This window comes from Streptomyces sp. NPDC043726, assembly GCF_056436565.1.
Window position 1 is genome coordinate 439,839 of the sequence record NZ_JBWKCI010000004.1, and the last position, 13,485, is coordinate 453,323.

12 protein-coding genes are annotated in these 13,485 nt (G+C 72.0%); 5 read left to right on the plus strand and 7 right to left on the minus strand.

Annotated features, from left to right (window positions below; translation table 11 throughout):
- Window positions 1-63: 63 nt before the first annotated feature.
- Both AC068Z_RS14195 and AC068Z_RS14200 read left to right on the plus strand, forming a co-directional pair.
- Window positions 64-2,298, plus strand: a complete 2,235-nt coding sequence (locus AC068Z_RS14195; RefSeq protein ID WP_478554886.1) for an acetate--CoA ligase family protein — start codon at window positions 64-66, stop codon at window positions 2,296-2,298.
- Entirely contained in the window at window positions 2,291-3,112 is an 822-nt protein-coding gene (locus AC068Z_RS14200) for an enoyl-CoA hydratase/isomerase family protein (protein ID WP_478554887.1), read from the plus strand. Before AC068Z_RS14195 ends, AC068Z_RS14200 begins: the two co-directional genes overlap by 8 nt.
- Here the strand turns inward: AC068Z_RS14200 and AC068Z_RS14205 are convergent.
- Window positions 3,097-4,002, minus strand: a complete 906-nt coding sequence (locus AC068Z_RS14205) for a hypothetical protein (protein ID WP_478554888.1) — start codon at window positions 4,000-4,002, stop codon at window positions 3,097-3,099. The genes AC068Z_RS14200 and AC068Z_RS14205 overlap by 16 nt on opposite strands.
- Before the next feature lie 82 nt (window positions 4,003-4,084).
- On the opposite strand from AC068Z_RS14205, the gene AC068Z_RS14210 reads away from it, so the two are divergent.
- On the plus strand, window positions 4,085-4,675 hold the full coding sequence (locus AC068Z_RS14210) for a flavin reductase family protein (RefSeq protein WP_478555376.1): 591 nt from the start codon (window positions 4,085-4,087) through the stop codon (window positions 4,673-4,675).
- A 14-nt stretch (window positions 4,676-4,689) separates the two neighbouring features.
- Here AC068Z_RS14210 and AC068Z_RS14215 read toward each other — a convergent pair whose 3' ends face one another.
- Window positions 4,690-6,003 (minus strand): MFS transporter, encoded by a 1,314-nt coding sequence (locus AC068Z_RS14215; protein WP_478554889.1) that lies wholly within the window; start codon window positions 6,001-6,003, stop codon window positions 4,690-4,692.
- 59 nt (window positions 6,004-6,062) lie between these two features.
- On the opposite strand from AC068Z_RS14215, the gene AC068Z_RS14220 reads away from it, so the two are divergent.
- The gene (locus AC068Z_RS14220; protein ID WP_478554890.1) at window positions 6,063-7,181 is read left to right on the plus strand and encodes a GlxA family transcriptional regulator; all 1,119 of its coding nucleotides are present in this window, start codon (window positions 6,063-6,065) and stop codon (window positions 7,179-7,181) included.
- On the opposite strand, the gene AC068Z_RS14225 is transcribed toward AC068Z_RS14220, so the two are convergent.
- From AC068Z_RS14225 to AC068Z_RS14235, 3 genes are read right to left on the minus strand one after another with little or no spacing between them, the layout of a single operon-like run.
- Window positions 7,097-8,152, minus strand: coding sequence for a Zn-dependent alcohol dehydrogenase (locus tag AC068Z_RS14225; protein ID WP_478554891.1), 1,056 nt, complete (start codon window positions 8,150-8,152; stop codon window positions 7,097-7,099). The genes AC068Z_RS14220 and AC068Z_RS14225 overlap by 85 nt on opposite strands.
- The gene (locus AC068Z_RS14230) at window positions 8,152-9,303 is read right to left on the minus strand and encodes an acyl-CoA dehydrogenase family protein (protein ID WP_478554892.1); all 1,152 of its coding nucleotides are present in this window, start codon (window positions 9,301-9,303) and stop codon (window positions 8,152-8,154) included. Before AC068Z_RS14230 ends, AC068Z_RS14225 begins: the two co-directional genes overlap by 1 nt.
- A 13-nt stretch (window positions 9,304-9,316) precedes the next feature.
- On the minus strand, window positions 9,317-10,192 hold the full coding sequence (locus tag AC068Z_RS14235) for an SDR family NAD(P)-dependent oxidoreductase (protein ID WP_478554893.1): 876 nt from the start codon (window positions 10,190-10,192) through the stop codon (window positions 9,317-9,319).
- A gap of 85 nt (window positions 10,193-10,277) precedes the next feature.
- On the opposite strand from AC068Z_RS14235, the gene AC068Z_RS14240 reads away from it, so the two are divergent.
- Window positions 10,278-11,204, plus strand: coding sequence for a cyclase family protein (locus AC068Z_RS14240; RefSeq protein ID WP_478554894.1), 927 nt, complete (start codon window positions 10,278-10,280; stop codon window positions 11,202-11,204).
- A gap of 431 nt (window positions 11,205-11,635) precedes the next feature.
- Here AC068Z_RS14240 and AC068Z_RS14245 read toward each other — a convergent pair whose 3' ends face one another.
- On the minus strand, window positions 11,636-12,112 hold the full coding sequence (locus AC068Z_RS14245; protein WP_478554895.1) for an ATP-binding protein: 477 nt from the start codon (window positions 12,110-12,112) through the stop codon (window positions 11,636-11,638).
- A gap of 503 nt (window positions 12,113-12,615) precedes the next feature.
- The gene (locus AC068Z_RS14250) at window positions 12,616-13,482 is read right to left on the minus strand and encodes an acyl-CoA dehydrogenase family protein (protein WP_478554896.1); all 867 of its coding nucleotides are present in this window, start codon (window positions 13,480-13,482) and stop codon (window positions 12,616-12,618) included.
- Window positions 13,483-13,485: the final 3 nt, after the last annotated feature.

Below are 13,485 nucleotides of genomic sequence, written 5' to 3' on the forward strand. Positions count from 1 at the left end.
GTGTCAGTTCAGTAATCTGACACTGCGTCAGTTAATCGCTGTCACACAGGAGCGGGCGGACCGATGCTTGGATCAACCCACGGCACCCTCACCACCGACTCCCGCCGGGCCCGGGTCATCGCCTGCGGCGAGCAGCCCGGGCCCGCCGTCCACGGCCGCCCGGCCGAGGTCGACGATCTCGACGTCGGCGGCCGTCCGCTGTACGCGGGCGTCCCCGATCTGGACCGCTTCTTCCGGCCCGAGTCGGTCGCCGTCATCGGCGCCTCGGACACCGAGGGCCGCCCGAACACCGGTGTCACCCGGCAACTGCTCTCCTGGTCCGAGCGGGTCGGCGCCCGGCTCCATCCCGTGCACCCGAGCCGCTCGTCGGTCTTCGGCATCCCCTGCTCCCCTTCCGTCGCGGACCTGCCCGAGCAGGTCGATCTCGCCGTGCTGCTGGTCGCCGACCCCCTTCCGGTCATCGAGGAACTGGCCGAGGCCAAGGTCAAGTTCGCGGTGGTCTTCGCCTCCGGGTTCGCCGAGACCGGTGCGCGGGGCGCCGCCGCGCAGGACCGGCTGGCCGCCGCGGTCGAGCGGTCCGGGATGCGGCTGCTCGGCCCCAACACCAACCTCAACGCCTTCGAGGAGTTCCGCACCGACCTCGACGGACCGGCCATCGCCCTGATCACCCAGTCCGGGCACCAGGGCCGGCCCGTCTTCGCCCTCCAGGAACTCGGCGTCCGCCTCTCCCACTGGGCGCCCACCGGCAACGAGGCCGATCTGGAGACCGCCGACTTCATCTCCTACTTCGCCGAGCGCCCCGAGGTGGGCGCCATCGCCTGCTACGTGGAAGGGCTGAAGGACGGCCGCTCCTTCCTGCTCGCCGCCGACCGGGCCGCCCGGCGCAGGGTGCCGGTCGTCGCCGTCAAGGTGGGCCGCACCGAGACGGGCGCCCGCACGGCCGCGTCGCACACCGGCAAGCTGACCGGCGCGGACGCGGTGGTGGACGCGGCGATGCGGCAGTACGGAGTGATCCGCGTCGACGGCCTGGACGAACTCCAGGACACCGCGACCTTGTTGGCCCGTGCCCGGCCCCCGCGCGCCGACGGCGTCGTCGTCTATTCGATCTCGGGCGGCACGGGCGCGCACTTCGCGGACCTGGCGACGGAGGCCGGGCTCGGGCTTCCGGTGCTGTCCGAGGCCAAGCAGGCGGAACTGCACCAGTGGATACCCGAGTACCTGAGCGTGGCCAACCCTGTGGACAACGGCGGCCATCCGGTGGGCGACTGGCGCGGCCGGAAGATCATCGACGCGATCCTCGACGACCCGGCGGTGGGCGTCCTCATTTGCCCGGTCACCGGGCCCTTCCCGCCGCTCAGCGACCGGCTCGTCCAGGACCTGGTCGACGCGGCCGAGCGCACCGACAAACTGGTGTGCGTGGTGTGGGGTTCGCCGGTCGGCACCGAAGCCGCCTATCGCGAAGTCCTCCTCGGCTCCTCGCGGGTGGCCACCTTCCGCACGGTCGCCAACTGCATCACCGCCGTCCGCGCCTACCTCGAGCACCACCGCTTCGTCACCGGCTACCGATCCCTCTTCGACCGGGCGCCGCGCACCCCTTCGCCGTCCTTCCGCAAGGCCCAGGCCCTGATGCGGCCGGGGCAGCAACTGAGCGAGCACGCGGCGAAGCAGCTGCTGCGGGCGTACGGCATTCGCGTACCGCGCGAGCAGTTGGTGACCAGCGCGGCGGCGGCCGTCCGGGCCGCGGGGCTGGTCGGCTACCCGGTGGTGATGAAGGCGTCCGGCGCGCAGATCGCCCACAAGACCGAGCTGGGGCTGGTCAAGGTCGGTCTCACCTCGGCCAGCCAGGTCCGCGACGCCTACCGGGAGCTGACGGACATCGCGCGCTACGAGGACGTCTCCCTGGACGGCATCCTCGTGTGCCAGATGGTCGAGCGGGGCGTCGAGATGGTCGTGGGCCTGACGCACGACGACCTCTTCGGGCCGACCGTGACCGTCGGGCTCGGCGGGGTGCTGGTCGAGGTGCTGCGCGACTCCGCCGTGCGCGTGCCGCCCTTCGGGGAGGAGCAGGCGCGGGACATGCTCCACGAACTGCGCGGGCGGGCCCTGCTGGACGGGGTCCGGGGGCGGCCCCCCGCGGACACGGACGCGCTCGTCGAAGTCGTCCTGCGGGTACAGCGCATGGCGCTGGAACTCGGGAACGACCTCGCGGAGCTGGACATCAACCCGCTGATGGTGCTGCCGCAGGGGCAGGGCGCGGTGGCGCTGGACGCGTTGGCGGTGTGTGGTGAACATGTCTGATTCCCCCCGTGTGCCCGGAAGTTCCGTTGAGTCATGGGTACAGCACGCCACTGACAATCAGGTCTGCCGCATCACGCTCAACCGCCCCGAGGCCCTCAACGCCATCACCCCTGACCAGCGGGAACGCGTCATCGAGCTGCTGGCGGAGGCGTCGGCGGACCCGGCGGTGAGGGCGGTCGTCCTGACCGGGACGGGACGCGGTTTCTGCTCGGGAGCGGATCTGCGGGGCACGGCCGCGGCCGGCCCGCCGGCCCCCGGCGACGTCGCTCGCGTCCTCCGCCTCGGCGCCCAGCGCCTGATCGGGGCCGTCCTCGACTGCGAGAAGCCCGTGATCGCCGCCGTGAACGGGACGGCGGCGGGGCTCGGGGCACATCTGGCGTTCGCCTGCGATCTCGTCCTCGCCGCCGAATCGGCCCGGTTCATCGAGGTCTTCGTCCGCCGGGGTCTCGTCCCCGACGGCGGCGGCGCCTATCTCCTGCCCCGGCTGATCGGCCCGCGGCGGGCCAAGGAGCTGATGTTCTTCGGGGACGCGCTGTCGGCGACAGACGCGGAACGGCTCGGGCTGGTCAACCGGGTCGTCCCGGACGGGGAGCTGGAGAAGACGGCCCGCGAGTGGGCGGACCGGCTCGCCGCCGGGCCGACCCGCGCCCTCGCCCTGACCAAGCAGCTCGTCAACGCGTCCCTCGACTCCGACCGGGCGACGGCCTTCGCGGCGGAGGCCGCGGCGCAGGAGATCAACATGACGACCGAGGACGCGCGTGAGGGGGTGGCGAGCTTCGTGGAGCGGAGGGCCGCTGTCTACAAGGGGCGCTGAGGCCTCAGGATCCGCAGATCCCCGGCATCCGGGTCCCCGAACAGCACGTACAGCTCCGGGTCGCTTTCGGTACCGCCGATCGTCCAGTACGTCGGCTGCCCGCATCCCTCGTCGAGGGTGAGCTCGACGCCGTCGCGGTCGGTGACCCAGCCCTCGGGGTTCTCGCGCTCCAGGGTCCAGTTCCCGGTGCCGTCACAGACGGCGAACTGCCGGCTGGTCGTCCAGTCGTCCATGTCGGTCTCGACGGGCAGTCCGCTGAACTCGGCCCGGCCACCCGGCTCCAGCCGCAGCACGGCTCCCTCGTCGCTCCGCCAGTCGCCCGCCACCTGCCCGGCGGACAGCACGGGAGGCTCGTACTCCTTCAGCAGTCCCGTGACCGACGCCAGGACTCCCCCGATGCCCACCAGCACGAACAGCGCGAAGGAGGCCGACCCCGTCCGGAACCAGATCTTCCAGAACCCCCAGTGGGGGCGGCGGCGGACGTAGGTCACACCGAGGACGGGGAGGATCCCGAACGCCCCGAACAGCAGGGCCGTCACACCGAACGACCAGCCCCACAGCGCGACTGACGGGGCAGCCCACGCCACGCCGAGGAGAACACTGCACGCCACGTGCCAGACCCAGTGCGGCCCCCGCGCGCGGTCGGCGACGAGGCGGGCGAGCCGGTCGGCGGGCAGGATGTGCGCGAGGGCGTGCAGGAGGCCGATCACAGGGAGCATCAGCGGCGCGAAGACAAGAACGCAGGCGATACCGAGCGAGTTGATCCCGCGCCCATAGGTGTCGCCGCCCGCCTCTGCGAACCACCACACCAGCCAGATCGCCGGAATCTGTCCAGCGGCCACAGCCGCCGCCGCGTACAGGTCGGACGACTGCCCCTTACCCCACCCCATCACCGCAGGCTACGCCCCACTTTCCCGGCCCTTCGCCCACCCCTTCCAATCTGACACACCGTCAGCTTCAATGGGTGGCGTGATGGGACACGCAGGGATGGCCGCAGCCGCCGTCCGCTACCTCAGGTCGGTCGACGCCCCGCGCGTGGAGCCGTTGCCACGGCCGGAGTTGCGGTGTGTCGGCGAGGGCGAGCGGGCACCGGTGAGTCAGGCGGAGTTCCGGCGGGTGCTCGGGAACTTCGCGACCGGGGTGACCGTTGTCACCTCACCTGCCACCGACGGCGAGGCCTCCCCCGCCGGTTTCGCCTGCCAGTCCTTCTCCTCCCTCTCCCTCGACCCGCCCCTGATCGCCTTCATGGTCGGCCGTACGTCGACGACGTGGCCGCGCATCGCCCGCGCGGGCGTCTTCTGCGTCAACGTCCTGGGCGCGCACCAGGGCGAGCTGTGCCGCGGCTTCGCGGTCAGCGGCGGCGACAAGTTCGCCGGGGTCGCCCACGACCCGGCCCCGGCCTCCGGCTCCCCGCGCCTGGCAGGCGCCCTGGCGTGGATCGACTGCACGATCCACGCCGTCCACACGGGCGGCGACCACCTCATCGTGGTGGGCAGGGTGGACGCCCTCGGAGCGGCCGAGGACGGGGAGCCGCTGCTGTTCCACCGGGGCCGCTTCCTCTAGAAGCCCGGCGAAGGTCAGGCGACAGCCAACGCCCCCGCCGGGCGCCGCCGGATCACCAACGCCATCAGCGCGGCCGCCGCGCACAGCGCCCCGGACGCGTACCAGACGACGTCGTACGACCCGAACACGTCCCGCGCGACCCCGCCCAGGAAGGCGACCAGCGCCGCGCCCACCTGATGGGACGCGAGGACCCAGCCGAAGACGATGGCGCTGTCCTCGCCGTAGTGCTCCCGGCACAGCGCGACGGTCGGCGGCACGGTGGCCACCCAGTCGAGGCCGTAGAACACGATGAAGAAGAGCATCGGCGGATGGACGCTCGGGGCCAGCAGGATCGGCAGGAACAGCAGGGAGATCCCGCGCAGGGCGTAGTACACCGCCAGCAGCCGGCGCGCGTCGTAGCGGTCCGTGAACCAGCCGGAGGCGATCGTGCCGACGACGTCGAACACACCGATGACCGCGAGCAGGGAGGCGGCGGCCTGGACCGGCATGTGGTGGTCGTGGGCAGCGGGCACGAAGTGGGTCTGGATCAGCCCGTTGGTGGAGGCCCCGCAGATCGCGAAGGTGCCGGCGAGCAGCCAGAAGGGCCCGGTGCGGGCCGCCTTGAACAGCACCGTCACGGCCCGGCGGGCGGCACCCGTGACCGGCGGGGGCTTCGGCACGAACTCCTTCGCTCCGTACGGCTTCAGGCCCACGTCGGCCGGGTGGTCGCGCAGCAGCAGCCAGACGAAGGGGACGACCGCGAGGGCCGCCAGCGCCACCGTCACGGCCGCCGGACGCCATTCGTGCTCATCGACGATCCAGGACAGCACGGGCAGGAAGATCAGCTGGCCGGAGGCCGAGGCGGCGGTGAGGATGCCGGTGACCAGCCCGCGCCGCTCGGTGAACCAGCGGTTGGTGACCGTCGCGGCGAAGGCCAGCGCCATGGAGCCGCTGCCGAGGCCCACCAGCAGGCCCCAGCAGAGCATGAGCTGCCAGGCCGCCGTCATCCAGTAGGTGAGCCCGGAGCCGAGGGCGATCACGGTGAGCGCCACCGCGACGACCCGGCGGATGCCGAACCGGTCCATCAGCGCCGCCGCGAAGGGTGCGGTCAGGCCGTAGAGCGCGAGGTTGACGGAGACCGCGGCGCTGATCGTGCCCCGGGACCAGCCGAAGTCCTGGTGCAGCGGGTCGATGAGCAGTCCGGGCAGGGAGCGGAAGGCGGCGGCGCCGATGATCGTCACGAAGGTGACGGCGGCGACGAACCACGCGCGGTGGATCCGGCGCCGGCCGCGGGTCGGTTCGCCCTTCGCGGTGGGGGCCTCGGTTGTCTGGGTCACGACATAGAGCATCGCGGCCGGAATCCACCGCATCGAGTGGCCCGGAGGCCACCATTCGTTAGGATCGGGCCATGAGCACTTCCGCGGAGACGACCCGGACCACCGCGCCGGAGACGACCCGGACCGCCGGCCCGCAGGCGACCCCGTCCCGTCCGCACCGCGTCGTCGTGCTCGCCCTCGACGGCCTGCTCCCCTTCGAGCTGGGCATCCCGCACCGCATCTTCGGCCGGCCGAAGGACCCGGCGGGCCGTCCGCTCTACGAGGTCCTGACCTGCTCGATCCGGCCGCCGGGACCGGTCGTCACGGACGCCGACTTCGCCGTGCTGGTCGAGCACGGCCCCGAACTGCTGGCCACCGCCGACACGGTGATCGTCCCGGCCTCCTACGAACTCGGCCCGGTCTTCACCCAGGGCGTGCTCACCCCCGAACTGGCCGCCGCGCTCGCCCACATCCGCCCCGGCACCCGGCTCGCCTCCATCTGCACCGGCGTCTTCGTCCTGGCCGCCGCCGGATTCCTGGACGGCCGCCGCGCCACCACGCACTGGGCGGAGACCGACCAGCTCCAGCGCCTCTTCCCGCACATCGACGTCGACCCGGACGTGCTGTTCATCGACGACGGCGACGTGCTGACCTCGGCCGGTGTCGCCGCCGGGATCGACCTGTGCCTGCACATGGTCCGCCGCGACCACGGCACCGCCGTCGCCAACGAGATCGCCCGCCGTACGGTCGTGCCCCCGCACCGCGACGGCGGGCAGGCGCAGTACATCCACCGCCCGGTGCCCGACCCCCAGCAGGCGACGACGACCTCGGCGCGCGCCTGGGCGCTGGGCCGGCTGCACGAGCCGATCCAGCTGCGGGACATGGCGGCGCAGGAGTCCATGTCGGTGCGCACCTTCACCCGCCGCTTCCGCGAGGAGGTCGGCATCAGCCCCGGCCAGTGGCTCACCCAGCAGCGCGTGGAACGGGCCCGGCACCTGCTGGAGTCCACCGGCCTGTCCGTGGACCAGGTGGCGCAGGAGGCGGGGTTCGGCACGGCCCAGTCGATGCGCCAGCACCTCCAGGTGGCGCTCGGGGTCACCCCCACGGCATACCGCCGGACCTTCCGTCAGTCCGAGAACGTGAGCACCGCCCGCGCCACTCGCCCCGCCTCCGCGTCGGCCGCCGCCTTCTCGAAGTCCTCGACCGGATAGGTCCGCGTGACCAGCTCGTCGAGCAGCAGCCGCCCCTCGCGGTACAGGTCGGCGTAGAGCGCGATGTCCCGCTGCGGGCGGGAGGAGCCGTAGCGGCAGCCCAGGATCGACTTGTCCAGGTACAGGGTGGAGACCCGGAAGGACGCCTCGGCCGTGGCCGGTGGCACCCCGAGCAGGATCGCCTGCCCGTGCCGGTCGAGCAGATCGACGGCCGCCCGGATCAGCTCGACGCGCCCCACGCACTCGAAGGCGTGGTCCGCCCCCGTGGGCAGGATGTCCCGCACCCCCTCCACGGAGGTCAGGAAGTCGGTCGCACCGAACCTGCGCGCCACCTCCTCCTTGGCCGGGTTGGAGTCGACGGCGACGATCCGCAGGGCACCCGCGATCCGCGCGCCCTGAAGCACGTTGAGTCCGATTCCCCCCGTACCGATCACCACCACGCTCTCGCCACGATCCACCCGCGCCCGGTTGAGCACGGCCCCGACACCGGTCAGCACCCCGCACCCGATCAACGCGGCCGAGGTGAGCGGAAGTTCCCGCGGGATCCGCACCGCCTGGACCGCCTTCACCACCGTCCGCTCGGCGAAGGCGGAGTTGGCGGCGAACTGGTACACGGGCTCACCGCCGCGCCGGAAGGGCTGCCCCGGCCGCCCGATCGCCTGCCGGCACATGGTCGGCCGCCCCCGGTCGCACTCCGCGCACGTGCCGCAGTTGGCGAGCGTGGACAGCGCCACATGGTCCCCGGGCACGACATGCGTGACCCCGGCCCCGACCGACTCCACCACCCCCGCGCCCTCATGCCCCAGCACCACCGGCGGCGGGAACGGAATCGTGCCGTCCACCACGGACAGATCGCTGTGGCACAGCCCCGCCGCCGAGATCGCCACCCGCACCTCGCCAGGACCCGGTTCACGCACCTCCAGATCGTCCACGACCTCGGTCCGCTTCCCGTCGAACACCACTGCGCGCATCAGACGACCCCCTTGGGCTCCCTGGGCAGACCGAGCACCCGCTCGGCGATGATCGTGCGCTGGACCTGATCCGAGCCGCCGTAGATGGTGTCGGCCCGCGAGAAGAGGAACAGATGCTGGGACGGGTCGAGTTCGTACGGTGTGGCGGGCGCCCAGTCGACCGGCCCGACGGCGGCCCCGGCGCCCCGCACCTCCACGGCCAGTTCCCCGAGCCGCTGGTGCCACCCGCCCCACAGCAGCTTCGCCACGCTGGCCGCCCCCGCGTCGCCGGAACCGCCCAGTGTGCGCAGGGCGTTCCAGCGCATGGCGCGCAGTTCGGCCCACTGCCGGACGAGCCGGTCCCGTAGCACGGGATCCGCGACCGCGCCGGTCTCCACGGCGGTCCGCACCACCCGCTGCAGTTCCCGGGCGAAGCCGATCTGCTGGGCGAGCGTCGACACCCCCCGCTCGAACCCGAGCAGGCTCATCGCCACCTGCCAGCCGTTGCCCTCGCCGCCGACGACGTGCTCCACGCGCGCGTGGGCGCCGTCGAAGAAGACCTCGTTGAAGTCGCCGGTGCCGGTCAGCTGCCGGATGGGCCGGACGTCGACGCGGTCCGGCTGGTCCATCGGCACGAGCAGGAAACTGAGCCCTTGATGCCGGCTCGACCCGGGCTCGGTACGGGCGAGGACGAAACACCAGTCCGCCTCGTGCGCGAGCGAGGTCCAGATCTTCTGCCCGGTGACGCGGTAGCCGCCGTCCGTGTCCCGTACCGCCACGGTCCGCACGGACGCCAGATCCGACCCGGCACCGGGCTCGCTGTACCCCTGGCACCACAGCTCGTCCCCGGCGGCCACGGCGGGCAGGAAGCGGTCCTTCTGCTCCTCGGTGCCATGGGCGAGCAGGGTGGGCGCCAGCAGCTTCTCCCCGATGTGCCCCGAGCGCGGGGGCGCGGCGGACCGGGCGTACTCCTCGGCCCAGGCGACCTGCTGGGTGAGCGTGGCCGACCGATTGCCGTATCCCGTACGGCCCCAGGAGAGCCCGATCCAGCCGGCGGCCCCGAGGGTCCTTTCCCAGGTACGGCGGTCCCCGGCGCCGGGGGCGTGCTCGGCCAGCCACGCCCGTGCCTCGGCACGGAAGGCGTCGTCCTCGGCCGCGAATCCGAATTCCACGGGGATCTCCGATTCATGAGGCGTTCGGCGGGCGGAGCAACGGCATGGGGTCGGTTCCCACCGTGCCCGGCAGGAATTCCGCTATCCGTTCCGGCGTCCAGGAACCCTCCGCGTAGGCGGCCCGCAATTCCCTGGGCTGCGCCCAGACGGCCAGTTTGGGTCCGGCGAGTGTGTACACCTGCCCGGTGATTCCCTGTTCCTTGGCCTGATCCGAGAGCAGATAGACGACCAGCGCCGCCACGTCCTCCGGCTCCCCGATCTCCGTCAACTCCGTGGGAACCTTCTCGGACATGCGCGTACGGGCGACGGGCGCCACGGCATTCGCCGTGACCCCGTATTTGTTCAGCCCCAGCGCGGCACTACGCACGAGCGAGATGATCCCGCCTTTCGCCGCGCTGTAATTGGCCTGCGAATACGATCCTTGATGATTCCCGCTGGTGAATCCGATCAGGGTCCCGGACCGCTGCCCCCGCATCACCGCCGAGGCCGCGCGGAACACCGTGAAGGTCCCCTTGAGGTGGGTGGAGATCACCGGATCCCACTCCTCCTCGGTCATGTTGAACAGCATCCGCTCGCGCAGGATCCCGGCGACGCACACGACACCGTCGAGGCGCCCGTACGACGACAGCGCCACGTCCACGACCCGCTGACCGCCCGCCATGGTGGAGATGTCGTCGGCGACCGCCACGGCCTCTCCCCCGGCGGCCTCAATCTCCTTGACGACCCCCTCGGCGACCTCGCTGGTGGGTGAGGCGCCGTTCACCGCGACCCCGTAGTCGTTGACGACGACCCGCGCGCCCTCGGCCGCCGCCGCCAGCGCCACCGCCCGGCCGATCCCCCGTCCCGCGCCGGTCACGGCGACGACCTTGCCTGCCAAGAAGTTCCCCACGCCCGGCCCCTTCCCGCGGTTTCTGACGGACCGTTAGATTTTATGACCCGCCGGACAGTCGGAGACAAGCCCCGGGGAGGGACCGATGTCACTGCCGGACGTGTTCCACGACATCGCCAAGCGCGTGAACAACTGGGGCCGCTGGGGGGCCGACGACGAACTGGGCACCCTCAACCTGATCACCGACGAGGTCGTCCGCGAGGCCGCGGCCCGCGTCCGCAGCGGACGGCGGATTCCGCTCGCGCTGCCCCTGCAACAGGACGGCGTGCAGACCGGGATGATCCCGGGGCGGGTCAATCCGCTGCACGTCATGGTGCAGATCAACCAGGAGCTGTTCGGCCCGGGGACGGTCGCGTGCAACGACGACGCCGTGACCATGGGACTCCAGGCGGGCACCCACTGGGACGCCCTGCCGCACGTCTCGCACTCCGGCCGGCTCTACAACGGCCGCCCCGCCGGCACCGTCACCGCGCACGGCGGCGCCGAGTTCGCCGGGATGGCGAAGGCCCGGCACATCATCTCGCGCGGGGTGCTGCTGGACGTGGCACGCGCGCGTGGCGTGGAACGCCTGGAGGGCGGGCACGCCGTCACGCCGGAGGACCTGGAGGCCGCCGAGGAACTCGCGGGCACGCGCGTGCGGGCCGGCGACATCGTGCTCGTACGCACCGGACAGATGCGGGTGTGTCTCGCCGGGGACAAGCACGCCTACGGCTATCCGTCGCCGGGACTCTCGATCCGCACCCCGGAGTGGTTCCACGCGCGGGACGTGGCCGCCGTCGCCAACGACACCCTCACCTTCGAGATCTTCCCGCCGGAGATCGACAATCTGTGGCTTCCCGTCCACGCCCTCGACCTGGTGGAGATGGGGATGCCGCAGGGGCAGAACTGGAATCTCGAAGAGTTGTCCACAGCCTGTGGACAAGAAGGCCGCTACAGCTTCCTGCTGTCGGCGACTCCCGAGCCGTTCGTCGGCGCGACAGGCGCTCCGGTGGCGCCGGTGGCAGTCCTCTGAGCCGGTGAAGTGCGGCTGGCGGCGCGCGATCTGCCCGCCCCGAGCACGGCAGCGCGCACCGCCATCCCACTCCGGCGCACCCGCCCCGGCTGCTCCTCGGGCCCTGAGGGAGCCGGCGCCGAATCACGACCCACACTCGTCGAGGGCTCCCGTCACCGAAGCCCTCGTCGTCCCCTCGCGGCGAATCGCTGACCACAAGCGTGATCAAACGGGCACGAGTCGTCAACACCTGTTCACTGATTTATTACTTATGCCCCATATGCGGCAGGCGCACACTGAAGCATGTCCCGGCGCATCGCGCAGCGTCCGGCGCACCGCGCGACTTGCGGCGCAAGGGACCGGGGCCGCCACCCCTAGGCGTACACCGAGGGCCGCACCGGCACCGCGGGCGCGTGGCGCATGCGGCGATGTGCGGGGCGGGCACGCGCGCTTCACACGGCCTCGTAGGCCAACCCCTCGAAGGCGCCGCCGCCGTAGGCCGCCGCGGGTTGGCGTTCGTCGGCGCAGCGGTCCAGTTCGCACCAGATGCGCTTGCCGTGGCCGTCGGGCATCCAGCCCCAGCGGTCGGCGAGGCCGTCGACGAGGGCGAGGCCGCGGCCGCCGGTCTCCCCGCTGCCCGCGCAACGCGGCACCGGGGCCCGGCCGCTGGCGTCGACCACTTCCAGACGGACGGTGACCGGCTCGGCGTCGGCCGGGACGCCGGGCAGGAACAGCCGCAGCACGGCGGGGCAGCCGGTGTGCACGACGGCGTTGGTGACCAGTTCGGACACGAGCAGGATCAGGGTCTCCGACAGCGACTCGTCGGCCCCTATCCCGGATCCGGCGAGCCGCGAGCGGGCCCACCTCCGGGCTCGCCCCACTTCAGCGGGGTCGGGCCGGATCTCCAGCTGCACTTGAAGCACCTGCACCGCTCACACCATCCGAACCGGCGGACTCATAGCCCCGCGCCTCGCGAGGGCCACGATCGTAGCCATTTTTTGCATGACCAGAACAATGGCCGGAGCCAGGATCACGGAACGTGAATCCCTTACGAGAAAGCATGGTTGACGTACAGTCACCCCAACAAGCGCTTCGGGCATATTCCAGCGCGAAGGAGTACCCGTGCGGGATACTGTGCGACGCTCTTGACGGGGAGTCGAACAGGCGGGGGACGAAACCGCGCCCGCCCTGCGAGAACCGGCGCGCATCGCCGGATCCGGAGCCGCCTCAAGGGCCACTCCGGCATGGCTCGTGCTCGGAACCACTCGCATCCCACACAAGGTACCGGAGCGAGGCCCTGACTCCGGGCCGTGACGAGTCACACCTAGGACACAACCCGATATCAACGCTCCGTAGTTCCGGTATGCCACAATCCGCGACATCAATACGGCCGGAAGTCCGGGTTCCGCAGCCCAGGAGCCCTTTTCTCGTCTCAGGCGATCAACTCGGCCGCGAGCGACTCCTCGCTCTCCGCACCGCCACCGCCACGCCGCGCCCGCACCCACGCCCGCTTCAGATGCAGATGCACCTCGCACTCCCAGGTGAAGCCCATGCCGCCGTGCACCTGGAGGCAGTCGCGGGCGCCGCGTACGGCGGCCTCGTCGGCCAGCAGCCGGGCCGCCGCGATGTCGGCGGGGTCCTCGGTCACGGCGGCGGCGTACACGGCGGCACGGGCCGTCTCCGCCCGCACCAGCAGGTCGGCGCACAGATGCTTGACCGCCTGGAAGGCGCCGACCGGCTGCCCGAACTGCTCACGGGTCCGGGCGTGTTGCACGGCCAGCTCGCACGCGCGCGTGGCGGTCCCGAGCTGCTCGGCCGCGGTGAGCAGCACGGCGACGGGATCCGCCGGACCCGCGGCCCCGGGAGTGCGGTGCAGCGGCGTCAGCGGGTCCGCCGACCGCAGGGGTACGGCTCCGGTGGCGTCCCCGAGGACCACGTCGGCCTGCGCCAGCCACTCCACCAGGCCGGCGTCCACCGCCGTCACGACCGTCTCACCGGTCGCCGCACCCGGCACCGTGCCCGCGGCGAGATGCGTGGCGGCCAACGGCCCCGGCAGCAAAGCCCGTCCCGCCTCCTCGAAGGCCAACACGGCCTCCGGCAGCCCGAGTCCGACCCCGCCGTCCGCCTCGGGCACCCGCAGCGCGAAGAACCCCGCCTCCCCCAGCTCCCGCCACAGCCCCCGGTCCAGCCGCGGCTCCTCCACGGCGGCCCGCAGCACGTCGGCACCGAAGCGCCGGTCCAGCAGCTCCCGCACACCGGCCTTCAAGGCCCGCTGATCCTCGCTCAGTTGGAAACGCACACC